This window comes from Vibrio sp. RE88 (assembly GCF_013113835.1).
In the GTDB taxonomy this organism is placed as follows: Bacteria; Pseudomonadota; Gammaproteobacteria; order Enterobacterales; family Vibrionaceae; genus Vibrio.
Genome location: NZ_VTYQ01000001.1, coordinates 401114 through 424658, shown reverse-complemented (window position 1 = coordinate 424658; position 23545 = coordinate 401114). Strand labels below are relative to the sequence as shown.

Here is a 23545-nt window from a genome sequence, read left to right as displayed (position 1 = left end):
CTCAGTAAGGCCTCTTATCTAACAGAGGCCTTCTGCAAACCCTTCATCCAAAATAAATCACTATTGCTTTAGCACGTAGATTTCACCACATAGAGCAAAAGCTCTCATTTATGACTCTCATCCCACGATTCAAGAAAGTGTAATAAGTCAATTTCAATAATTTTATAAACCGCGCGCAGATTCATAGACTAACTAAAACAACAATATGCAACACATTGAATATATGCATAGTGTGAAATCTGTAATCAGGTTCTCTTTGAACCACGAGAACCCACTTTGCATGCTTGATGTTTGTAGTAGGCCATGTTCAACAATCTCTTTTACTATTCAAAGGAAGACAGTATGTTTAAGAAATTATTAAGTTGTTGTATCGCCTCGACTCTTTCAGTGATCTCAACCTCGGGGCTTGCGCAACAGAACGAAGGAGGAGCCATTGCATCTGAGGATCAAATGCTTGCGCCTTTAATGACGGCGTCGGCAGAATCTGCGATTAAAAACCAATACATCGTTGTGCTAAAACAGCCATTAACGATGAGTAACGACCAACAAGCCCTTCAGCAATTTACTCAGCAAACCGTTTCGGGCTTAGCTAGCCAGCACGCCTTTAAGATCGATAAAGTTTATGATCGTTCGTTAAGTGGTTTTGTCGCGACCCTCTCCGCTGAACAGCTGAAAGCGCTGCGCGCCGATCAACAAGTTGACTTCATTGAGCAAGACCAAATCATTTCACTTGACCCTGTTGTCTCTGCCAACGCGACTCAAACCAATCCAGTTTGGGGATTAGACCGAATCGACCAACGTGATTTACCACTCAGTAACAGCTACACCTATAACTACGATGGTTCAGGTGTGACTGCGTACGTGATCGATACTGGTGTGACAAACACTCACGTTGAGTTTGGTGGCCGCTCAAGATCAGGTTATGACTTCGTCGACAACGATAGTGACGCAACCGACTGTAACGGTCATGGTACCCACGTGGCGGGTACGATTGGTGGCTCACAATACGGTGTGGCGAAAAACGTCAATATCGTCGGGGTGCGCGTACTAAGTTGTAGCGGTTCAGGTACAACGTCGGGCGTCATTGGCGGTGTTGATTGGGTAGCAGCAAACGCTTCTGGCCCATCAGTAGCCAACATGAGCTTGGGTGGTGGCGTTTCAACAGCACTTGATCAAGCGGTCGCCAGCGCAGTTCAATCAGGCATCAGCTTTATGCTCGCAGCAGGTAACTCCAACGCTGACGCTTGTAACTCCTCACCAGCACGCGAGTCTAGCGGTGTGACGGTAGGCTCAACAACCAGCAGTGATAGCCGCTCAAGTTTCTCTAACTGGGGTAGCTGTGTTGACGTATTTGCGCCAGGTTCGGATATCAAATCGGCTTGGTACGATGGCGGCTACCGCACCATCAGTGGTACATCCATGGCAACGCCACACGTAGCTGGTGTCGCGGCTCTGTATCTACAAGAAAACAGCTCACTGTCACCTGCTCAAGTATCAACGCTGATCAGCGAACGCGCGAGCGCAAACAAAGTCAGTGATACTAAAGGTACTGTGAACAAACTGCTATACAGCCAAACCGACAGTGGCTGTGACCCAGATTGTGGCACGCCTTCTCCAGATGGTGAATTGACTAATGGCACACCAGTGACAGGTATTAGTGGAAGCCGTGGTGAACAGAAGCATTACTACATTGATGTGACTGCTGGCCAAAGACTGACTGTCAACATCAATGGTGGTTCGGGTGATGCCGATCTCTATGTTCGCTTTGGCGCCAAACCAACGACCAGCTCTTGGGACTGCCGCCCATATCGCTACGGCAACAGCGAAACATGTACTGTGTCTAGCACTCAAAACGGTCGCTACTACGTGATGCTTAATGGCTACACGAGCTTTAGCGGTGTCAGCGTTCAGGCTAGCTACTAACTCGCCAATTTATCCTTAAACAACAGTGCCAGTCAGCGTTTGCTGACTGGCATTTTTTGATACTAAGCACAGACAAGCCTCTTGCTTCGCGTCATGATACTTTACTCAATTCGGTAACTGCACTGACCTAAAACTGTCATATTTCGGTGTTAGGCTGGCGCGCTTTTTATATACAGATAATTTTTCCTCTTGCTATCGATACGTTTCGAAAACAAAGAGGCTTCAGGGCATCCATGAAAAAGCAAACACTCTCCATTGCTATCGCAGCAACATTCCTCTCTAGTTGTGCTCAGCTTGCACCAGAAAACCAAGTCGACCTGATGATCACCAACGGCCAAGTTCTGACCATTAACGCCGACATGGACGTGATCGACAATGGTGTCGTTGTCGTTAAAGATGACACCATTGTCGCGATTGGCGGGCAAGAACTGGCTGATCAGTATCAAGCTAAACAAACCATCGATGCTGATGATGGCATCGTATTACCCGGCTTTATCAACGCCCACAACCATTTGCCGATGATTGCCTTTCGCGGTCTTGGCGAAGAAGGGATTTCCAATCGCCTGTTCGCCTACTTCTTCCCCCTAGAGGGCGAAAAGCTCAGCCGAGAACTGATTTATAATGCGACTAAACTCGGCACTATCGATCTCGCGCAAAGTGGCGTAACGACCTACGCAGACATGTATTACCACATGGATGAAATGGCCAAAGCGACCAAAGAAGTGGGTCTGCGCGCGGTATTAGGTGAGACCGTGATTAAGTTTCCCGTCGTAGATGCCAAAGAGCCCTATGGTGGCATTGAATACGCTGAACACTTTATCGACACATACAAAAACGACCCGCTGATCACTCCGGCTTACGCACCTCACGCCGTTTACACGGTCAGCAAAGAAAAACTTCAACAAATCAATCAGTTGTCAAAACAACATGATGTGCCTGTGCTTATCCATGTTGCCGAGTTCCCGAATGAACAGGAGCGCATCAAAGAAGAACACAACGCCAAATCTCCGGTTGATTACCTAGCTCAGATTGGCGCACTGGATAAACGCACCGTTTTAGCTCACGCCATCCACCTGTCAGAACAAGATCAGCAACTGATCAAACAAGCTGATGCAGGTGTATCATACAACCCAATGGCCAACGCCAAAGGTGCAACAGGTATTGCCCCAGCATGGGAGATGTACCGCTCAGGTATACGTATGGGGCTAGGTACAGACGGGCCAATGAGTTCGAATCAGGTCGATCTCTGGCGCACGCTAAGCTACTCCGCCAACATGCAAAGACTCAAACATAACGACCGTACCATCATGATTCCTCAGCAAACCATCGAGCTGGCTACCATCGGCGGCGCAAGAGCCCTGCACATGGAAGACCAGATAGGTTCATTGGAGAAAGGTAAAAAAGCGGACATCATTATTGTAGAAACACAGTCTGCGAACATGATGCCAAACTATGACCCGTACGCGACCTTGGTATACCAAGCTAACCCAAGCAATGTTTCAACCACCATCGTCAACGGGCAAGTCGTCATGCATGAACGTGAAATGGAAACCGTGCAGCTAGACGACATTCGCCAGAGCGTTGAAGCTTTCGAAGCAGATATCAATGAATTTGCCAAAGAACTGGCCAAGAAAGCGATTAAATCCAAAAGTCTGATGGATTAATCAGGTTTTGAGTAGGGGTCTTCCGTTCAGGGAGGCTTCTTTACCTCTTTTTAATGCCAGCGACATCCGACTGGAAACAAAAGTCTTTGCCTTTTCCTAAAATACGTTGACAGTTTTAAAGAAAAAGCCAGATGCGATAAACATCTGGCTTAATCGGAGTTCATAGATAGGCATGAAGTGTGGGCAGAGCATGGCTTCTAAACTGAAAACTCATTAATTTACCCAGTCTCAAGACCCTCTTGTGAATTCAATGACTTTTAAGGCATGTAAACCAATTCTTTCGACACCAAAATAGTTGATCGTGACCAGTCAACGAAGTTCAACTCGTCAGCATAAAACTTCTTAATAAAGTCTTGCACCTTTTTTGTCGGCCATTCTTTCTCAAGATACTCTCGCTCGACCCAAATTTCCGCGACGCCATCAAATTCAGGAAGCAAACCTGTGCGCACGCTTACTACGGCTTCAAGCTCAGGAATATCCAAGGTGTGGGTCTGAATGTATCGTTTTACGCCCAGAGCTTCAAAAGAACCTTCACCTCCCGCTGCTGGATGTTGATTTGACCAATAATCCAGAAACTCTTGGCGAGTCATTCCAGACTTGCGGCTCATAAGGTAGCTGATCTTAACCATTGGTTTTGCAGCCCCCTCTTCAGATACCGGTTTTTGTGGCGTCCCTGTTGCTGAGGAAACACCACCAGCCATACTCATCGAAGGTGCGAGCAAAGCCAGCAATAGTAAGCTGAACAGAGTTAGGTTCTTGTTGAAGTTAGGTAGTACTTTAATCATTGTTCGTGTTCTCCAGATTCGATGTAATCGAATTAATCCCGTTATACAAATCATTCACTGCTTCGTTTTTAGCAGCACTGTGCGTTTTGATACCTATATCTGATATGTTTAATCGCATACAGACAAAAATAACTCAAAGGAACTTTTTATCCCTTGGTATCTTTTATATACCATAAGGTTTTGATATATTAAGTTCAAGTACGCACCGTTTGTAAACTAGATATACAGCAGGTAACTAATGAGTAAAAACAATGAGTTATATGACAATAAAGGTTGTACTGAGAATCAGGAGTGCCCAGTAACCAACGCGATGGATGTCATTGGCGGAAAATGGAAAGTAATCATTTTGTATCACCTAAGAGATAACACGCTGCGCTTTGGCGAGCTTAGAAAGCGTATTCCTAAGATTACCCAGAAAATGTTGACGCAGCAGTTACGTGAATTGGAGTCAAATTGTCTTGTCGAACGTAAAGTCTATGCTGAGGTGCCGCCAAAGGTTGAATATTCGAGCACAGACATCGCTGATGAACTGAGACCGATAATGGATATGCTGTGTGACTGGAGCAAACGCCATCATGAACAGTTGCATCCTAATGCAGAGTAACTATCCATTTTTTAAAGCGTTAATGCTGTCGATTTCAACACATAAACGGTTAACCTCTGGTGTGGATAGGTGAAGGCTAAATTATCAGGTGAGTTCGCTAGCATGAGCTACTCACTTTTGACAACACCATGTTAACCAAGAGGGACTAAATTAATGTATGAGCTCTCGTAATCTCAACTCCAAAAACTTACGAGTTGCGGCACTTGGTGCTTTCTCAATTGCCAGTTTATAAAAAATGCTTGCCTCTGCTTTTTGCCCTAACTTACTGAGAATATGCGCCCGCGCTGCATACCAAGGTTGGTAATCTTTAAGGTCCTCTGTTAATTCATCCAACTTCTTAAGCGCAAGTTCGGTATGATCCAGCTCTGCCATCACGACTGCCCAGTTCAAGGCGACAACCGGAGTAGGCTCGAATCGCCAGAGCGATTGATAAAGCAGAAACATCTGAACCCAATCGGGGCTGGGCTGCATCATGTGGCAGTCTGCAATTGCTGCCTTAATCTGAAACGGCCCGGGTTGTCTTCTTTCTAAGGCAGAGGAAAGGATGTGGCGAGCTTCATCAATATTGTTTTGCTGCCATAGCGCAGTGTCCTGTTCTTCGACAGGCACCATGACTCCATCTACGTTTATTCGAGCTGCGCTTCTCGCATCGGTCAGTAACATTAACGCCAGTGCGCCTTCTATTTCCGGCTCATGCGGTCGCAGTTTCGTGAGAAGTCTGGCCAAAAAGATGCCCTCTTGGCATAGGGTTCGCGGGCACTCCTCTTCCATGACATAGCCAGTGGTGAATATCAAATAGATGGTTGTTAACACCGTCTCCTGTCTGTCATGCCATCTGTCTGCTTCGGGGATTGAGAACCGAATTCCTTTGGCTTTAATCTTAGCCTTGGCACGATACAATCGCTGCCCCATGGTTTGCTCGCTATCAAGAAAAGCGGCGGCAATTTCCTTGGTCGTTAAATTGCAGACCGTACGCAGGGTCAAAGCGATACGAGACTTTTCTTCCAAGGCTGGATGACAGCAGGTAAAGATAAGGCGTAGACGTTCGTCCGGAATGATTTCGGGAACATCAAGCTCTTTACCACCGGTGAAAGTCTCAGCAAGGTCCCCCACTTTACGTTGCTCTCGCTGTGCTCGACGAATGTGGTCTATACCCTTGTTCAAACCCACCCTTAGCAGCCAAGCTTCAGGGTTATGAGGTGGGCCAGAGCGAGCCCAGTGTTTCAATGCCGCCATCGATGCTTCCTGTAAGGCATCCTCGGCTAATTGAAAATCATTAAGACGTGAAATAAGCCCCGCCAAAAGCCGCCCTCTGTCTTTACTTAAGACATCATTAACAACATGACTGACCGCGATGGCTTTTGAAGAGGCGTTTTTCATACGTTAACCGACTTCGTTATAATCCAATAGAGGGCGGACTTCGACGGTGCCAAACTTAGCCACAGGAATGATTTCTGCGCATCGCAGTGCGGCGTCCAAGTCGGGAACGTCCACGATATAGTACCCTCCCAAGTGTTCACGCGTTTCCGCAAAAGGGCCGTCCATGGTTTCCACCTTACCGGACTTAATCCGCAGTGAAGTCGCTGTTTCAACCTCCTGCAACCCCTCACCGCCAACAAATACCCCATCCTTTTCGAAAGTCTCAGTGGTAAGGGCAAAATCTTCCATCATTTTGTCAAACTCAGGGGTACCAAACGCCGGTTCTTGATCTGGTGCAGCATAAAGCAAAAGCATGTATTTCATCTTAAGTTTCCTTCTGGTTTTGTTGTTTCATACTCAAGGACGTTTTCGCTGCGCCATTTTCGACACGCACTCAAAAATTTTTTCAGCCTTGTGAATGTACAGTAGAACGGAGGCTAAATAGTCACCAATGGTGAGATTTGTGCTGGATGTCGTTTACGTGTTCGGTTTACAGGACAGGGATAAGTCTGAGAAGGTTTTGGCCCAAAGCTTATTGGGTTCCCAAATTAAGGTAGAGAGAAAGCTCCGCGTAACTGCATGATTTATATTGAAAAAAAATAGACGAAGAAATGTATATCTATTTAGTTCATACAGTGTATAGTAGCGAGCAGCTCAAACAGTGAGCTATTGATAACTTATTTAGTTCAAGATCTTCTCAGTTCTCTTTCGATTTGATTCATCATATCTATCCTGCGATACCTTTTTCTTCATTCCTTATTTAGTAGCTCTCTTTTTAACTCAATCAATCTATCGAGATATGCATGTCAAATAAAACAACTGGCTCAGTAAAATGGTTTAACGAAACAAAAGGCTTTGGATTTATCGCACCAGATAATGGCACTGCTGATGTATTTGTTCATTTCAGATCAATTACCAGCGATGGCTTCAAAACACTAGCGGAAGGCCAAAAAGTTTCGTTTAACGTAGAGCAAGGTGGCAAAGGCCCACAAGCAGCTAACGTTACTGTATTGTAAGCATTCTGGTGAGATCTTACTGACTTCCTAGTTACGGTGAGATCTCTCCATTTTAGCACTTATTAAGGAGTGAAATGATTCGAAGAACCAACCGAAAAAAATATTGGTACTATGTTTTGCGTGAGAAAAAGTACCTTAAGAGCAACAGTTAATTGTACCAAATTAAATATTATCTTTATCACAAAAATACCTCTTGGTCAGCGACCATAAATCAGCTAAACAGCGATGTTTTGAAACGTCATATCCTTCCCAGAGCAAATACTCACTGCTTAAACCTGAAATTTTTGTTTTGTGAGTCTGAAAATTCTGGGGAAATAAGAGATTCACAAGATATCGTCTTAGGACATTTTTATATCTTTGTAGGCCGAGGAGATTAGCCTTTGAAAAAAACAGCGGTTCGTAAGTTGAAAGCAGAAGTTGTCGAGAGTAATGAAAACGGCGATCGTAAAGAAACCATCCATGAGATAAGAAAGAAAATCGAGGATATTCTATTAGAACGTGAGCAGAAAAAATTATGGGACCTATGAGATGAAAATGAGAAAACCAGCAAAGAAATCAAGTAATAAAATTCGAAAGAGTAACTTTGAAGAGAAGTTTTCTCTTATGGTGGCTGAATATCACAAAGCTAAAGAAATTCTTGATTCAATGACCGAAGGCACTCCTGAGCATACCAAACAGAAAAAAAACTGTGATAGGCTGTTTGCTAGTGCTGAACGGTTCATAAACTCAAATTAACCCTAGCCCTGCTTATGAATAAACTCATATTGCAGTATCTTGCCTGACAGAGAGACAACTCTCTTACTCAAACTCAGTTTTTACTCGTTCGTACCAACTTTTACTTTCAGCGATAAGAGCGCTCATTTCTTATCACTTGCTACTTACCCAAACATTCCTATTGATAGCCAAACTCAATACTGACCCGTAGCACTTAAAAGGAGGTCAATATGAGTTACATCGGCAAGGTTTCACTCTTGTTAACTTTGATATGGAAATGCTTTTAGAAAACTAAAACCTGCCTTTCTCCGATACGTTTTCTTATTCTGATAGTGTGTTTATGGGGTTGGGGCTAAGTCATTCTTGAACCGGGGCTACTTCTCTAAAATTAGCAATAATGGAAAATTAATTTGTGTCGTCATATGGGACATTACTTGTGTCGAAGCATGACGGATGGAGAAACAATGCAAAACAACTATGCAAGATTAGAGAAGGTCGTAAGGCATATAGAATCTCATCTTGATCAGCATTTGGTTATTGAAGAGCTACTATCAAAGTTTCACTTCTCAAAATACCATTTTCATCACTTGTTCCGCGCTTGCTATGGGGAGGGAGTTTATGCGATGCGTAAACGCCTGCTTTTAGAAAGGGCAGCACGAAGTCTAGCCTATGGGAATGAGAGCGTGACTGAAATTGCTTTTGCTTGTGGCTATGAAAACCAAGCCTCTTTCAATAAGGCGATGCGCAAACAGTTTTCTTGTACTCCGTCGGACATCCGTTATCAAAAGACAGTTCCAGCATTAAAAGAGTATCAATTGACTAATTTTGAGGGCATCAAGATGAACGTAAAAGTGGTAGATCGCAAACCAGTGGAAGTTCTATATTCCAGAGGCAGTGGAAAATATAGCGATGCGGCAACAATGGCATGGGAGAAACTGATGCCGTTTGTTTATGGTAATCGTCTAATTAAACCTGAGACCATAACGATGGGAATAAGCCACGACGATCCGAATATTACTCATGTAGACAACATTCGTTACGACGCCTGCGCAACGATTTTTACTGAGATGGACTTACCAGATGGGATAGAACGTAAGACGATTGTGGGCGGAAAATATGCAATGGTGTTACATAAAGGAGCCTACGAGAAACTATCTGAAGCCTATAGCTATTTACTCCTAAAGTGGCTACCAGATAGTGGCTTCAAGCTACGAGAGGATCCATGTTTCGAGGTTTATCAAAACCGGGATCCAAGACGAACCAAGCCAGAGAACTTAAAAACCGAAATCTACATTCCGATTAGATGACCAAGTTGTCTTACTTCAAGCCAGTCTAACTTCGACTGGCTCATGTCTGTCCAACAATTAGGTTTCATTCCTCGATCTTATTGGGCAAGGAGCCTTTTACATTGGAAGACCCCTTTCAACCCGTGGATATAGTGAATATCTCTCATGAATCCGCTTGCGCTAACAATAGATTGACAACTCTTTACTCAAAAACTCAAAGACATATTGAATTCGTCTGTTTGTTCTTAGCTCACGATGAGTAACAAGCCAAAGTTCACTTGTGAATGGACCTATTTCAGGCAGTACTTTTTCCACCATATCTTCTGTTTTAACTAGGTTGTCATGAACAAACCCAATGCCAACGCCATGCTTAACTAACTCCCAATAAACGGCATAATTGCTTGCTGTAACAGCAAAGCTTTCTGATGTTAAATCTAGGCCACGCTGATTCAACATCGAAACTACCTTTTGCGAGTCTGGAGGCCCTATAAAATCAAGGTTATTAAAATCAGCCAAAGTACTGGGCTCTCCAACTGATTCTAGGTAACTAGACGTCGCACAGAGGAAAAAATCATCATTCCTAATTTTCTTGGCAATTAAGTCAGGTTGAGTTGGCCTGTAGGATCTTAGAGCGATATCTGCTTCTCTTCTTTTCAGATCACTAGTCTCATTAGATGCAACGAGTTCAATGGTGATTTTGGGCTCAAGACTTCGCAGTTTTGAAATGAGAATTGGCAGTTCGTACACCGCCATTATTTCGGACGCACTAATGCACACCACTCCCTCTAGCGATTCTGATTTCCCTGAAGCTACGAGGGATAAATGAGAGGCTGCATTGCTCATGTTTTTTACACATTCGACCAACTCAATGCCACTAGGTGTCAACTCCAACCCTTTGCCAACACGTTCAAACAAAACAACCTTAAGTTGTTTCTCCAATGCACTCACCTGCCTACTCAACGTAGACTGAGAGCTGTTTAATACCTTTGCCGCTGCTGATAAGGAACCGAGTTCAGCAGTCGCTAAGAAGGCTCTGGCGCAGTTCCAGTCAAAGTCTACTGCCTTCCAATCTATTCCCATATGAATACCATTCATGCATTTTTGCTTATATCTATTCATATTAGCATTGATACAATTCTGAACGTCCATCAATTTTGATCATTGCATGTTGTTCCGAACACGCAATGCAATATCTTCAACACTCACAAGGTGCAGACAATGAGCAAAGCAAAAGTGTTCTGGGATAAAGCTTCAAAGGACTACGATAAATCTGAAAAACGTTTCGAATACATCCATAACAAGACCAGAGAAAACACAAGTAAGTACCTTGATCCTAGTTATGTTGTATTGGATTACGGATGTGGAACAGGGACAAAATCATGTGAGCTTTCTGGCAAGGTTAAGGAAATACATGCTATTGATATATCGTCAAAAATGATTGAAGTTTCGAAAGCTAAAGCAGCCAATAGCAATATCAAAAACGTCAAATTTGCCCAGACAACCATTTTTGACAGCAGATACAAGCGGGAGTCGTTTGACGTGATCTTCGCTTTCAATATGTTACATACAGTAGATAGCCCACACCATGTCGTTCAGAGAATATATGAATTACTAAAGCCGAATGGGTTATTGATTTCGACCACACCGTGTTTAGGTGGCAGAAAGTCCCTGTTAGTTAGCATGCAGATTTATCTCGTCAGAGGCCTTTCGAGACTCGGACTAATCCCTATCACAATAAGAAGATACAAAAGCTCGGATTTGGATAACTTAATAAAAACAAGTCGTTTCCAGACAGTTGCATCCGAAGAAATATATAAAGGAGCGTCTAGCTATTTTATTGTCGCAAAGAAATTGTCTTAGAGCCGTTACATACAGTCAGACAAGTTAGGGTTAGAATATATAAAAGATAAGCACCACACCTGACATAACTCCCCTCTAACTCACTCATTTTTGTAAGAAAATAGCTTCAAGAAATGCGATTAGGAAGTTGTTACTATTCTCTGAGTGCTGAGGTTCCCCCAAGTTACCCCAGCACTACGCTAGCCTTTTCGTGGTGGTCGACACAAATCTATCTCGGTGTACCCACTACGAGGGCTAGCGACCCTTTTGATTGCCTTAAACATTATTGTGTTTTGACGATCAGACAACTGCTATTACGTTTGAAGAGGTTAGTTTTAACTTCGTATTCGCTTATTATTTTTGATTTGTGACGCGCCTTTTTTAGGGCGCTTTTTTTATGACAAACCACTTCATATTTCCCATTAACTCTAACGTAGTTTCTCGATATGACTGAATTGTACAGATTGATTAAAGGGGATAGTTGATGGGCACTCTGAAAGGTGTGAGCACAGCGATTCGCATTAAGTTCTCAAGTTGGCTAGAACACAGTTGGGGGATTTCGTCCCTTACCGTATTAACTATCATTGCCTCAGTCTTGGTGGTGTATCTCTCAGGTGTGATCATTTCTAAATGGCGAACGCCAGCTACACACATTATCTACGGTACGTGGGTTGAGCAATTCGTACCGTCCTACACCGCATCGACTATGAACATAAACCAACACGGCGTTTCTTTTGGTCGAGGGTTTGTTACGACACAATTGCACTTTGACGGCAATTACCTTGAGTTCCACCGTGGTAAACAACTGTGGCGGTTTAAAATGCTCAATGACGAATACACAGAAATGCGCTTAATGAATGGAAGCAACTATCAGCCTATCTACCGCATACAGAAACAAGGATAATTTGGTGGGATACGCTAGTTGAAAGTGCACAGCAACTCTCTGAATATCAGCAGTGCTGAACAAAACACTTTATTAACAATCACGCTAGAAAAATGGGTGGAATTTTGCGCTTTAGGTTTCACTTCTGTGCTTGCCTGACATGCCAATGCTAGCCACGTGTATACAAAGTGAAGTATCATTGTTTTATCAGGGAAATAAATAGGTTGAGGGTGACAAGCCGCCTATGGCAAATCTAAAAAATTCTGTGGCGAAAAACATTAAAACAAAAGTCGCCGGTCAAACGCAGGATGACGTGGTCTATTGCCACATCTTCGATGCGATACTTGAACAACGGTTGCCACCTGCGACCAAGCTGAATGAAGAAGCTTTGGCTGAGATCTTCAGTGTTAGTCGAACCATCATACGCCGAGCTTTGCTCCGATTGTCGATGGAACAGGTGGTCAGCATCAGGCCAAACCGCGGTGCAATGGTGTCTGCACCGACCAAGGAAGAAGCCAAGCAAATCATCAAAGCGCGTGAAGTCATGGAGCTTGCTATTATTGAGCTCGCCGTTGAACATGCCACCACCGCTAAGATAGACGAGTGCCGACGTTTGGTAGAGAAAGAAAACGAAGCTTTCGATAACGGTGATTACGGTAAAGGGCTTCGACTGTCTGGTGAATTCCACATTAAGCTGGCCGAGATGGCGAACAACGCCCCACTGCTCGCGTTCCAGAGAAGCTTAGTGTCGCAAACGTCACTGCTGATTGCTCAGTATGAAACTGGCAACCATTCAAACTGTTCTCAGGATGAGCATACTCAGTTGCTAGATACGATTGAATCTGGCGATACCGAACAAGCAATCTGCCTGATGGAGGAGCACTTGTCTCACATTCGCTCCAAGCTAAACCTTGATAGCAATGCCGCTTCAAACGACCTGCATGTCGTGTTCTCCGACCTACTGAAAAGCAAATAATCCACTGATTTTGCATCATCTAAGTCCGGCGCCCTGCCGGACTTTTTGTTTCTCACCATAAAGATTGTACACAAAATAAAATACAATATTAAATTTCTTTACGTTAAAATTTTTTACATAAAAATAAAGTTTAACATCATTAAATTCATATACTTATCATCTTACCTTACCCGTTAATGACATTTTTGTCGGTCATTTCATGTTGCAATATTGTAAAATTAAAGTTGACCTTACAGTCAAATTATCCAATTATTGACCCAAAGGTCAGAAAATTATTATTGGAACAATAGTGTCAATGCACAAGGAGGTCTCTTGATTACTTTCCTACTCAATCAAGAACTCAGACAAGAGAGTGAGCTGTCACCAAATATGACAGTGCTGCAGTACCTGAGAACACATGTACAAAAAACAGGTACTAAAGAAGGCTGTGGTTCAGGTGACTGTGGTGCCTGTACCGTGGTACTAGGCGAAGTGATCGATGGTCAACTTCAGTACCGTTCAGTGAATTCTTGTCTGACGTTCGTATCCGCACTACATGGTAAGCAGCTGATTACCGTTGAAGACTTGCAGAACAAAAACAAGCTTCACCCAACTCAGCAGGCGATGGTCGATTTCCACGGTTCTCAATGTGGTTACTGTACTCCAGGTTTTATCATGTCGATGTTTGCTCTGAGCAAGAACAAACCTGCGGCGAACAAGGAAGATGTCATGGAGTCTCTGGCGGGTAACTTATGTCGCTGTACCGGATACCGCCCTATTGTTGACGCCGCTTTGTCTCTAGCTTCTGACGAACCTTTGATGGACCAGTTTGTTGAGCTGGAAAAAGAGACCATTGCTCGACTAGAAGCGCTTGAAGGGCAACCTGCCAGCCTGAGCCAAGGCAACCTGACAGCATATATCCCTCGTAGCATTGACGAACTGGCACAAATTTACACTGCAAATCCAAATGCGAAGCTGGTTGCTGGTGGTACAGATTTGGCTCTTGAAGTCACTCAATTCCATCGCGAGATTGAAACGTTGATCAGCGTAAATCTGGTTGAAGACATGAAAGTGTGTGAAGAAAGTGATGATGCTCTACACATTGGTGCTAACGTTGCGATCAGCGATGCCTACCAACTTCTGACTCAACATTTCTCTGATTTTGGTGAGCTGCTGCATCGCTTTGCTTCTCTACAGGTGCGTAATCAGGGCACACTGGGTGGCAACATTGGTAACGCCTCCCCTATCGGTGACGCGCCACCGCTTTTGATTGCACTGAATGCACAAGTGAAATTGCGCCGTGGTAAGCAGACCAGAATCCTGCCGATTGAAGACTACTTCATCAGCTACAAAGTCACTGCTCAGCAAGAAAGTGAATTTATCGAGCAAGTGATTATTCCTAAATCAAAAACGAACGAAACCTTCCGTGCTTACAAGCTTTCCAAGCGTCTAGACGACGATATTTCAGCGGTTTGTGGCGCATTCAATATTGAGATTGAAGACAACAAAGTCATCAATGCCCGCATCGCTTTCGGTGGTATGGCGGCAACGCCAAAACGTGCAACGCACTGTGAAAACGCGCTATTAGGCAAAGAATGGACACAAGCAACCATTGATGCCGCGATGGCTGAAATCCATAACGATTTTGAGCCACTGAGTGACTTCCGTGCCAGCAAAGAGTACCGCTCAATGACAGCAACGAACATGCTGCGTCGCTTCTACATCGAGCAGACTCATCACAACAACCAGATCGAAACAAGGGTAACGTCTTATGTCTAACGCACATCATCAGACCATGACTCAAGAAGAGATGGTCGCCATCGTAAAGCAGGATCTGAAAACCGGCGTTGGTAAAAGCGTAAAACACGACAGCGCTCCGAAGCAGGTCACAGGTGAAGCGGTTTACATTGATGACCGCTTAGAATTCCCTAATCAGTTGCACGTGTATGCACGCCTGAGTACTCAAGCTCACGCAAAAATCACCAAATTGGACGTCTCGCCGTGTTACGAATTTGAAGGCGTTGCGATTGCCATCACCCACGAAGACGTACCGGGCCAGTTGGATATCGGTGCCATTCTGCCGGGTGATCCACTGCTTGCTGACGGTCTGGTTCAATATTACGGCCAGCCAGTACTTGCCGTTGCCGCAGATGATATGGAAACGGCACGCAAAGCCGCGCAAGCCGCCATTGTTGAATACGAAGCCCTACCGCCAGTACTCGACGTAAAAGAAGCGCTTGAGAAAGAGCTGTTTGTCACTGAAAGCCACCAGCAAAAACGCGGTGACTCAGCGGCTGCACTCGCCAAAGCAAAACACGTGATTGAAGGCGATCTGGAGATTGGTGGTCAGGAACACTTCTACCTTGAGACTCAGGTCAGCAGCGTGATGCCAACCGAAGATGGTGGCATGATCGTTTATACCTCGACACAAAACCCGACTGAAGTACAAAAGCTGGTCGCCGAAGTACTTGGGGTTTCGATGCACAAAGTCGTGATCGACATGCGTCGTATGGGCGGCGGTTTCGGGGGTAAAGAAACGCAAGCAGCGGCGCCAGCGTGTATGGCTGCGGTCATTGCGCACCTGACTAAACGCCCGACTAAGATGCGTCTGCCTCGCATGGAAGACATGACCATGACGGGCAAGCGTCACCCATTTTACAACCAGTACAAAATCGGATTTAACGATGATGGCGTCATTGAAGGGGCTGACATCATCGTAGCGGGTAACTGTGGTTACTCTCCGGACCTATCAAGCTCGATTGTTGACCGTGCCATGTTCCACTCAGACAACGCGTATTATCTGGGTGATGCCACCGTGACAGGTCACCGCTGCAAAACCAACACAGCGTCGAATACGGCTTACCGTGGATTTGGTGGCCCACAGGGGATGATGACCATTGAGCACATCATGGATGAAATTGCCCGCTATCTGGGTAAAGATCCACTCGAAATCCGTAAAGCGAATTACTACGGTGGTGAGGGACGTAACGTCACTCATTACTACCAGACAGTTGAAGATAACTTCCTGCCAGAAATCACTGAGCAACTTGAACAAAGCAGTGACTATCACGCCCGTCGTAAAGCCATCGCTGAGTTCAACAAGCAAAGCCCGATCCTTAAAAAAGGTCTGGCGATCACACCAGTGAAATTTGGTATTTCTTTCACTGCGACTTTCCTGAATCAGGCTGGTGCGCTCATCCATATTTACACCGATGGCAGTATTCATTTGAATCACGGTGGTACGGAAATGGGTCAGGGTCTGAACATCAAGGTGGCGCAAATCGTTGCTGAGGAGTTCCAAGTAGATGTTGAACGTATCCAAATCACCGCTACCAACACAGACAAAGTACCGAACACATCACCAACCGCGGCCTCATCGGGCGCCGACCTCAACGGTAAGGCCGCCCAGAACGCCGCATTGACCATCAAACAGCGTCTGATCGACTTCGCTGCCAGTCACTACAAAGTGTCAGCAGAAGAAGTGGTGTTCAAAAACGGTATGGTCATGATTCGTGATGAAATTCTGACCTTCGAAGCCTTTGTTCAGCTGGCTTACTTCAACCAAGTATCGCTATCGAGCACAGGTTTTTACCGCACACCAAAAATCTACTATGACCATGAAAAAGCGCGTGGCCGTCCGTTCTACTACTTCGCGTACGGTGCCTCTTGTTCAGAAGTCATTGTTGATACCCTGACAGGCGAATACAAAATTCTGCGCGCAGACATCCTGCACGATGTAGGTGCTTCTCTTAACCCGGCAATTGATATTGGCCAGGTCGAGGGCGGCTTCCTGCAAGGTGTAGGCTGGCTGACCACAGAAGAGCTGATCTGGAACGAACAAGGTCGTCTGATGACCAATGGGCCTGCCAGCTACAAGATTCCGGCGATCGCCGATATGCCTATCGAGTTCCACACTCACCTTCTGGAAAATCGAGCCAACCCAGAAGATACCGTGTTTAACTCCAAGGCTGTCGGTGAGCCGCCATTCATGCTCGGCATGTCAGTGTGGAGTGCACTGAAAGATGCCATTGCCTCAGTTGCCGTTGAAGGTGCTATACCTAAGTTAGATACACCAGCAACACCAGAGCGTGTGTTGATGGCAATCAACGAGGTAACGCAAACGCAACAACAAGTGGCAAAACAGAACACGCAAGAGGTTTAAGCGGTTATTCAAGGGTTTACCGTTCAAGGAGAGACGTATGTTTAAGGACAATTGGATTCATGAACTGGCACAGCTAGAGAAAAACAGTGAACCTTGCGTGATGGTGACCGTATTGGAAGACCGTGGCTCAGTGCCACGGGATGCGGGCACAAAAATGTTGGTCACTCGCGACCGTTTGATTGCCACCATTGGTGGTGGTCATCTGGAGCACATCGCCACCAAAATGGCGCGTGAAATGCTGCTCGCGGGTGAACGTTCACTGAAAGTGGAGCGCTTTAATCTCGGGGCTCGTTTAGGTCAGTGTTGTGGCGGAATGGCAACACTGAGCTTCGAGCCAATTGGAACCGCGCAAAAACATCTAGTGGTATTCGGTGCTGGCCATGTTGCCAAAGCCCTTTTACATATCGTCTCGACTCTCCCTTTCCGTGTCACTTGGATTGATGAGCGTGAAGACGTATTCCCTGACGAACTCCCTCGTAACGTAACCAAACTGGTGAGCGATGATCCGGTCGCTGAAGTGCGTGACATGTCACCAAACAGCTACTATCTGGTCATGACACACAATCATCAACTCGATTTTGAGTTGGCCAAGGCCATCATTGATCGCGACGACAGTGTGTATTTCGGCATGATAGGTTCGCTAACCAAACGCAAAAAATTCGACATGCGTTTGGCGCAGCGCGGCTATAACCAGCAACAGATCAATACGATGATTTGCCCAATTGGCATCAGCATGGTGAATGGAAAACATCCTGCTGAAATTGCGGTATCGGTTGCGGGTGAACTCATCGCACACTATCAGGGAATGGAGCTTGAAGAGAAGCGCCCTACGCCACACAGTAAAGAAGAACAACTGAGCGATTCATCATTGGAAGAGAAAATCGCCTAGCCCCGAAAGAGGGCCTTTAAAGGAAGTAAACATGACAACTCAACGCAAAGCTTATCGTGCAAGCCTTCTGCACAGTATTGCTGACCCAAAAGACGTCGGACTGGAAAACTCGTATCAGTTTTTTGACGACGGTCTTCTCGTAGTAGAAGATGGCCACGTCATTGATATCGGTGAAACAGAAGAGGTGCTTAAAAGGCAGCCAAACGATCTCAACATCACCGAATATGAAGACAAACTGATCACATCGGGTTTCATTGATACCCATATTCACTATCCGCAAACCGGCATGATCGCCTCTTACGGTGAGCAACTGCTCGACTGGTTAGAAAACTACACCTTCCCAGAAGAAAGACGCTTCAAAAACCCGGTTTACGCGCATAAAGTCGCGAAGCTGTTCTTCAATGAGCTAGCGAGTAACGGCACCACCACAGCATTGGTGTTTGGCACGGTACATAAAGAGTCGGTCGACGTGTTCTTTGAAGAGGCAGAGCGCCGCAACTTGCGTATGATCGCAGGTAAAGTCCTAATGGACCGCAACGCGCCAGACTACCTGACCGATACACCAGAATCTGGTTATGAAGCATCTAAAGAGCTGATTGAAAAATGGCATAACAAAGGCCGACTGCTTTATGCGGTTACGCCTCGTTTCGCTCCAACCAGCACACCTGAGCAGCTGGCGACTGTAGGTAAACTTCTGGAAGAATACCCAGATGTGTACATGCATACCCACCTTTCAGAGAACAAGAAAGAGATTGAATGGGTACTTGAGCTGTTCCCAGAGCGCGACTCTTATCTGGATGTCTACGACCATTACGGTCTGCTGCATAAGCGCTCTGTGTTTGCTCACGGCATTCATCTTTCTGACTGTGAATGTCAGCGTTTGGCAGAAACTGAATCGGCAATTGCCTTCTGTCCAACATCGAATCTTTTCCTCGGTTCTGGTCTCTTCAAGCTGCCTAAACTGGAAGAGCATGGAGTTCGCGTAGGTATGGGCACCGATGTCGGCGCCGGAACCAGCTTCTCGATTCTTGAGACGATGAGTGAAGCGTATAAGATCATGCAGCTTCAACAGGAGAAACTGCACCCATTGAAATCGCTGTTCTTAGCCACACTGGGCGGCGCACGTTCACTCCACCTTGAAGACAAAATTGGTAACCTTGAAGTGGGTAAAGAAGCAGACTTTGTCGTGCTGGATTTACACGCAACGCAACTGATGCGCTTCCGTATGGAACAGGCCAAAACCTTGGAAGAAAAGCTGTTTGTGCTGATGAGCCTTGGCGATGACCGCACTGTTTCTAAGACATACATCTATGGCGAGAAAGCCTATGATGCAGAAGGACGCATCGACGCAAAAAAGTTTGCTAGCTAATCTCTCTTTGAGACACACCACGCCCTTGCAATGACGACTCATTGCAAGGGCGTTTTAGTTTAGCAACTGGCACAATACTTATTCAGCATTCCCCGTAACCAATCAAGTTTAAATGGCTTAGGCAACACGTTATCAAAGCCCTGCTGCAAATAGTTCTGAACGTCACTCTCAAAGGTGTTGGCGGTTAGGGCGATAATGGCCGTATCTGGCGCAAGGTTGCGTTGTTTGATTTGACGCAGCGCTTCAAGGCCATCCATCACGGGCATTTGGATATCCATAAAGATAATGTCAAAGTGCTGTTCATGCAGCAGGTCCAAACACTCCTGACCATTATTAGCAGTGGTGACCTGCGCCTCCAACGTCATCAGCATCTTAGCTGCCACAATCTGATTCATACGAATGTCTTCAACCACCATGACAGACAGACCGCCATTGCGTTCCGCCGTCGGGACTTGTTCTGCTTGCTGATGAGTTTGCCCTTTATCTTCTAGGCACTGGATTAAACTAAACAGATCATAGGGTTTACTTAGTAATGACAGGTTGTCCATCACTGAAGGGTGGGTATTGATGTTGCCATACACGATAATCGGCCCATTCGATTGCTTTTGGATGTGAAGGATGTCGTCTTCTATTCCGTCATGGCTGAGAAAGCATAAACTGACCTCCCCTTCCGGATCGTACAAACCCAACTGCTGCAATTCTGATGTGATCAACTCGGCGGCGTAATGATTTTCTGAAACGACACGCACTGAAGGAAGGAGGCGACTGGCACTCATCAGTGGCTTGTCTTCAACAATCTCAACAGGAATATCGACCGTAAATTCACTGCCAGCATCAGGCACACTGCGAACATCGATAGTGCCGCCAAGTAAGGAAGCCAAAGATTGGCAGATAGACAAGCCCAGTCCGGTACCGCCATACTTGCGGGTAATCGAGTCGTCTCCTTGGGTAAACTCCTGAAACACCTTCTCCAGTTGCTCCGCTGCCATACCAATCCCAGTGTCCTTCACCGTGATGATCAACTGTCCGGACTGCCCTTCACGGCGCAAAGCGACGTTAATATCGACGTAGCCACTGGCCGTAAACTTAATCGCGTTATAACCCAGGTTATTGATGATCTGTACTAACTTGGTGCGGTCCGATCGGATTTTAAAATTACTCTCCAGTGATAGAGAGAAAAACACCTCAACGTCATGCTTTTTATCAAAATTGATAAACACGGTTTTCGAAATATCCACCAGCTCACTGAGATAGAAATCCTCCTGCTCGAGCTTGGATTTACCCTGCTCAATCTTGCTCAAATCAAGCACATTGTTGATCAGCTTAAGTAAGTGGTCGCCTGAGCGATTAATCATCGAAAGAAACTGACGGGTCTGCTCATCAGAGCCCTCATAGTACTCTTTTTGACTCAGGCCGATGATGGCATTGAGCGGTGTACGCATTTCATGAGACATGTTGGCTAAAAATCTCGCTTTCGCCACGGAGCTCTGCTCGGCACTTTTCTTCGCTTCCTCCATCACTTTGGTGCGGTCAGACAAGTCGCTACTCAAACGAGTCTGACTGAGGTACATGCGAGAGATCACCCCAGTCATCAGCATGGAGCACACCAAAATAATGCCAAGATAGACGTATTGCCGATCGTAAAAGCTCTCTTTGTAACGATTAAATTGGCTCTGACTACGCTGAACTTCTGACACAAACCCTGCCAGATAGACATTGAGACGGGAATAGACGCTGTCGAGATAGATAAGAACGTGATCAGTAGAGAGATCAGCCTCCATTCGATTCACCATGTCAAAAAACGAATCAATCTGCGCGACGACCTCTCTGAGTTCCTCTACATCACCAAACTTTTCATGGACTTTATTGGTTCTTTCAGACAGTAAGTCCTGCATAATGCTCGACTTATAGACACGCGCTTTAAACTTAAGATTGGACAGCCCTTTGCTGCTTTTATTAAGTGAATACTGCAAGATTTCCGTTTTGACCGACAGCAGTTTGGTCTTCACCGATATGTTGTTGTTAATAATGGTGACGTACGGATCCGGTGAGATGTTTTTTATCTCTGCCAGAGAGTAAAACACATACACAATCACGCATATCAACACGGTACACAGAGTCGCAATGGTCGCCACGAAGTAGCGGCGGCTCTTTTCCCTCAAGTGTGCTTTCATAGCCATTACTCGACGACAATCTCTCTAACTTGCCAGACGGAGAAGCTGTAATAGAAGTCGTTTTGTAATTCTGGATAGTCGGAAAATGGAAAGACAACAAAAAATGGCCCTTTACCATCGATGGTCATCTTGACGCCATCTTCATGGGTGGCGAGCAACACCCCGTACTTTTCAATGTCCGCGATCGATATCGTCTTAACGTATTCGTCCCACGCAATCACTTTGACCGCGGTCCCCTTTGCACCGACGAAATCCAGCAAGCTGGTCAGCTTTGGGCCTTGATAAGTCATCACTTGATCCACCACATGATTGCTCGTTTTAATCACACCCTGATCCAATTTAGCAATCATGGCTTGATCAAACTCCACACCATTTTCAGCGTTGGACTGGCTGATCTTTCCTGATACCCACAAGATCGGTTCACCTTCGGGGGTGGGCAACGCAAAAGCGTTGTAGGTGAACATAAGGCTAAGGATACTGACCAGCATAGTGCGACACATAGGAAACCTCTGGTATCTATTGATTAAGATGTAATTTACATTCTTATCATTATAGACAAGGATTCACTAAGCGCCCCTTCAAGCCCTTGAAGCGGCAACAAAAGCTGTTGTTTTCACACAGGGAGTTCGAGGCTCACTTTTCCCGGTTGGATCACCACCTTGGTCGAAAACTTTTTGATATTTTGGTTGGACATAAACAGGCGCCTCGACAGTGCGTCATAAGCCTTCATATCCTGAGTGACCACAATGACGACAAAATCCACGTCACCCGCTACGTAATAGAACTGCTGAACCTGCGGTTCGGCTTCAAGCGCGCGAATAAACTCATCCAGCGCGGTTTCTCCGCCACGCTCCAAAGTGATATCCACCAATGTGGTGATGAATCCCGGTAGTTGAGCTGCATCCAGCACCGCCACTTCTTGCTTGATCACCCCTTGTTGTTTGAGTTTTTTAATCCGCCGCTGACAGGCCGAGGGGGATAAACCAATCTCAGCACCCAACACTTCACTGCTGATGCGACTGTTGTTTTGAAGCGCTCGAAGAATGTGATGATCAAAAGCATCCATGCCATTATTCCGCGTTAAATGAAGATATACGCCTTTTTATAGGCGTTTATATGTCGATATTCAAGCGAACCAGCAGCGGGGCAATCTTATAATAGAGCCATCATCATCAGAAAGGACGCAACATGAAACGCATTCTCTACAGTGGTAATCGCAATGCCTCTAGCTGGGCATTCAGGGCTTGGTTGGCGTTAAAAGAACAGGGGATTCCTTTTGAAGAGCGGATTATCGATATCCGCCGCCCGCAACGTTGGGAAAACCTGCAGCATATCGGCACCTTCTCTCCACCCGCAGCAGTACCCGTGCTGGATGATGATGGCCTGATCATTTTTGACTCACTGGCGATCGCTGAATACGCCAGTGAACTCGGTGAAGACAGTTTGTGGCCAGGGGACATTGGCGCACGGGCCAAAGCCAGATCGTTTACCGCCTGGCAGCATTCCACTTTTGGCCGTGTCTGCTCAGCCTTATCGTTTGAAAGTGCATTTTATCCGGACAAAAAAGCGCTGAGCCAAGATGAGACAGCGCAAATTGAAGCCATTTATCAGCTCTGGAACGACACCATTAACGAGTACGGTGGGCAGTACTTGGTGGGAGAGTTTTCCATCGCCGACATTATGCTGCTGCCATCGGTAATGCGTTTTTCTTCTCACCTTGAGGCCGATGAGCGATGGCCTTATACCCAACGTTGGTTCAGTGAACTTCTCAATCGCCCATACGTAAGAGAATGGCTAGATGAGGCTTACCAGCAGGAGCCCATCTATCTGCCCGGCTACCGTAACGATCCCTAGCCTCCAATA

22 protein-coding genes are annotated in these 23545 nt (G+C 45.7%); 15 read left to right on the top strand and 7 right to left on the bottom strand.

Annotated elements, in window-relative coordinates; genetic code table 11:
- Positions 1–342 precede the first annotated feature (342 nt).
- On the top strand, positions 343–1923 hold the full coding sequence (locus tag F0265_RS02030) for a S8 family peptidase (RefSeq protein ID WP_171747555.1): 1581 nt from the start codon (positions 343–345) through the stop codon (positions 1921–1923).
- 233 nt (positions 1924–2156) lie between these two features.
- Positions 2157–3587, top strand: coding sequence for an amidohydrolase (locus F0265_RS02025; protein ID WP_171747554.1), 1431 nt, complete (start codon positions 2157–2159; stop codon positions 3585–3587).
- A gap of 257 nt (positions 3588–3844) precedes the next feature.
- Here F0265_RS02025 and F0265_RS02020 read toward each other — a convergent pair whose 3' ends face one another.
- Complete coding sequence (locus F0265_RS02020; RefSeq protein WP_171747553.1) at positions 3845–4372, bottom strand: EthD domain-containing protein; 528 nt, start codon at positions 4370–4372, stop codon at positions 3845–3847.
- A 238-nt stretch (positions 4373–4610) separates the two neighbouring features.
- Here F0265_RS02020 and F0265_RS02015 point away from each other — a divergent pair, with 238 nt between their 5' ends.
- Complete coding sequence (locus tag F0265_RS02015) at positions 4611–4976, top strand: helix-turn-helix domain-containing protein (protein WP_171747552.1); 366 nt, start codon at positions 4611–4613, stop codon at positions 4974–4976.
- A 150-nt stretch (positions 4977–5126) separates the two neighbouring features.
- Here F0265_RS02015 and F0265_RS02010 read toward each other — a convergent pair whose 3' ends face one another.
- Together F0265_RS02010 and F0265_RS02005 are read right to left on the bottom strand one after the other, a co-directional pair.
- Positions 5127–6356, bottom strand: a complete 1230-nt coding sequence (locus F0265_RS02010; protein ID WP_171747551.1) for a sigma-70 family RNA polymerase sigma factor — start codon at positions 6354–6356, stop codon at positions 5127–5129.
- A gap of 3 nt (positions 6357–6359) precedes the next feature.
- Positions 6360–6719: a YciI family protein gene (locus F0265_RS02005; RefSeq protein WP_065742478.1), complete on the bottom strand. Its 360-nt coding sequence runs from the start codon at positions 6717–6719 to the stop codon at positions 6360–6362.
- Between the two features lie 479 nt (positions 6720–7198).
- Here F0265_RS02005 and F0265_RS02000 point away from each other — a divergent pair, with 479 nt between their 5' ends.
- From F0265_RS02000 to F0265_RS01985, 4 genes are all read left to right on the top strand, one after another.
- Positions 7199–7411: a cold-shock protein gene (locus F0265_RS02000; protein WP_065742477.1), complete on the top strand. Its 213-nt coding sequence runs from the start codon at positions 7199–7201 to the stop codon at positions 7409–7411.
- 380 nt (positions 7412–7791) lie between these two features.
- Positions 7792–7938: a hypothetical protein gene (locus F0265_RS01995; RefSeq protein WP_155773271.1), complete on the top strand. Its 147-nt coding sequence runs from the start codon at positions 7792–7794 to the stop codon at positions 7936–7938.
- Positions 7939–7945: 7 nt separating this feature from the next.
- Positions 7946–8146, top strand: a complete 201-nt coding sequence (locus F0265_RS01990; protein ID WP_065742952.1) for a hypothetical protein — start codon at positions 7946–7948, stop codon at positions 8144–8146.
- A gap of 443 nt (positions 8147–8589) precedes the next feature.
- Positions 8590–9432, top strand: coding sequence for an AraC family transcriptional regulator (locus F0265_RS01985; RefSeq protein WP_171747550.1), 843 nt, complete (start codon positions 8590–8592; stop codon positions 9430–9432).
- Positions 9433–9591: 159 nt separating this feature from the next.
- On the opposite strand, the gene F0265_RS01980 is transcribed toward F0265_RS01985, so the two are convergent.
- Complete coding sequence (locus F0265_RS01980; RefSeq protein WP_253809273.1) at positions 9592–10560, bottom strand: LysR family transcriptional regulator; 969 nt, start codon at positions 10558–10560, stop codon at positions 9592–9594.
- Positions 10561–10629: 69 nt separating this feature from the next.
- Between F0265_RS01980 and F0265_RS01975 the strand changes: the two genes are divergently transcribed.
- The 7 genes from F0265_RS01975 to guaD all read left to right on the top strand — a co-directional run bounded on the left by F0265_RS01975 (position 10630) and on the right by guaD (position 19508).
- Positions 10630–11271, top strand: a complete 642-nt coding sequence (locus F0265_RS01975; RefSeq protein ID WP_171747549.1) for a class I SAM-dependent methyltransferase — start codon at positions 10630–10632, stop codon at positions 11269–11271.
- Positions 11272–11734: 463 nt separating this feature from the next.
- Positions 11735–12154 (top strand): DUF2850 domain-containing protein, encoded by a 420-nt coding sequence (locus tag F0265_RS01970; protein WP_171747548.1) that lies wholly within the window; start codon positions 11735–11737, stop codon positions 12152–12154.
- Positions 12155–12377: 223 nt separating this feature from the next.
- Positions 12378–13109 carry a GntR family transcriptional regulator gene (locus F0265_RS01965; protein WP_065742474.1) on the top strand — a complete coding sequence of 244 codons (732 nt, stop codon included), beginning with the start codon at positions 12378–12380 and terminating at the stop codon, positions 13107–13109.
- A 312-nt stretch (positions 13110–13421) separates the two neighbouring features.
- Complete coding sequence (xdhA, locus tag F0265_RS01960) at positions 13422–14867, top strand: xanthine dehydrogenase small subunit (RefSeq protein WP_171747547.1); 1446 nt, start codon at positions 13422–13424, stop codon at positions 14865–14867.
- Positions 14860–17250 (top strand): xanthine dehydrogenase molybdopterin binding subunit, encoded by a 2391-nt coding sequence (xdhB, locus tag F0265_RS01955; RefSeq protein ID WP_171747546.1) that lies wholly within the window; start codon positions 14860–14862, stop codon positions 17248–17250. Before xdhA ends, xdhB begins: the two co-directional genes overlap by 8 nt.
- A 37-nt stretch (positions 17251–17287) precedes the next feature.
- Positions 17288–18139 (top strand): xanthine dehydrogenase accessory protein XdhC, encoded by an 852-nt coding sequence (gene xdhC / locus F0265_RS01950; RefSeq protein WP_171747545.1) that lies wholly within the window; start codon positions 17288–17290, stop codon positions 18137–18139.
- Between the two features lie 31 nt (positions 18140–18170).
- On the top strand, positions 18171–19508 hold the full coding sequence (guaD, locus tag F0265_RS01945) for a guanine deaminase (protein WP_038156756.1): 1338 nt from the start codon (positions 18171–18173) through the stop codon (positions 19506–19508).
- Between the two features lie 59 nt (positions 19509–19567).
- Here guaD and F0265_RS01940 read toward each other — a convergent pair whose 3' ends face one another.
- From F0265_RS01940 to F0265_RS01930, 3 genes are all read right to left on the bottom strand, one after another.
- Positions 19568–21682, bottom strand: a complete 2115-nt coding sequence (locus tag F0265_RS01940; RefSeq protein ID WP_171747544.1) for an ATP-binding protein — start codon at positions 21680–21682, stop codon at positions 19568–19570.
- 5 nt (positions 21683–21687) lie between these two features.
- A complete protein-coding gene (locus tag F0265_RS01935; protein ID WP_171747543.1) occupies positions 21688–22182 on the bottom strand; it encodes a hypothetical protein in 495 nt (164 codons plus the stop codon).
- A gap of 113 nt (positions 22183–22295) precedes the next feature.
- Entirely contained in the window at positions 22296–22748 is a 453-nt protein-coding gene (locus tag F0265_RS01930) for an Lrp/AsnC family transcriptional regulator (RefSeq protein ID WP_171747542.1), read from the bottom strand.
- A gap of 122 nt (positions 22749–22870) precedes the next feature.
- On the opposite strand from F0265_RS01930, the gene F0265_RS01925 reads away from it, so the two are divergent.
- Positions 22871–23536: a glutathione S-transferase family protein gene (locus F0265_RS01925; protein WP_171747541.1), complete on the top strand. Its 666-nt coding sequence runs from the start codon at positions 22871–22873 to the stop codon at positions 23534–23536.
- Positions 23537–23545 lie beyond the last annotated feature (9 nt).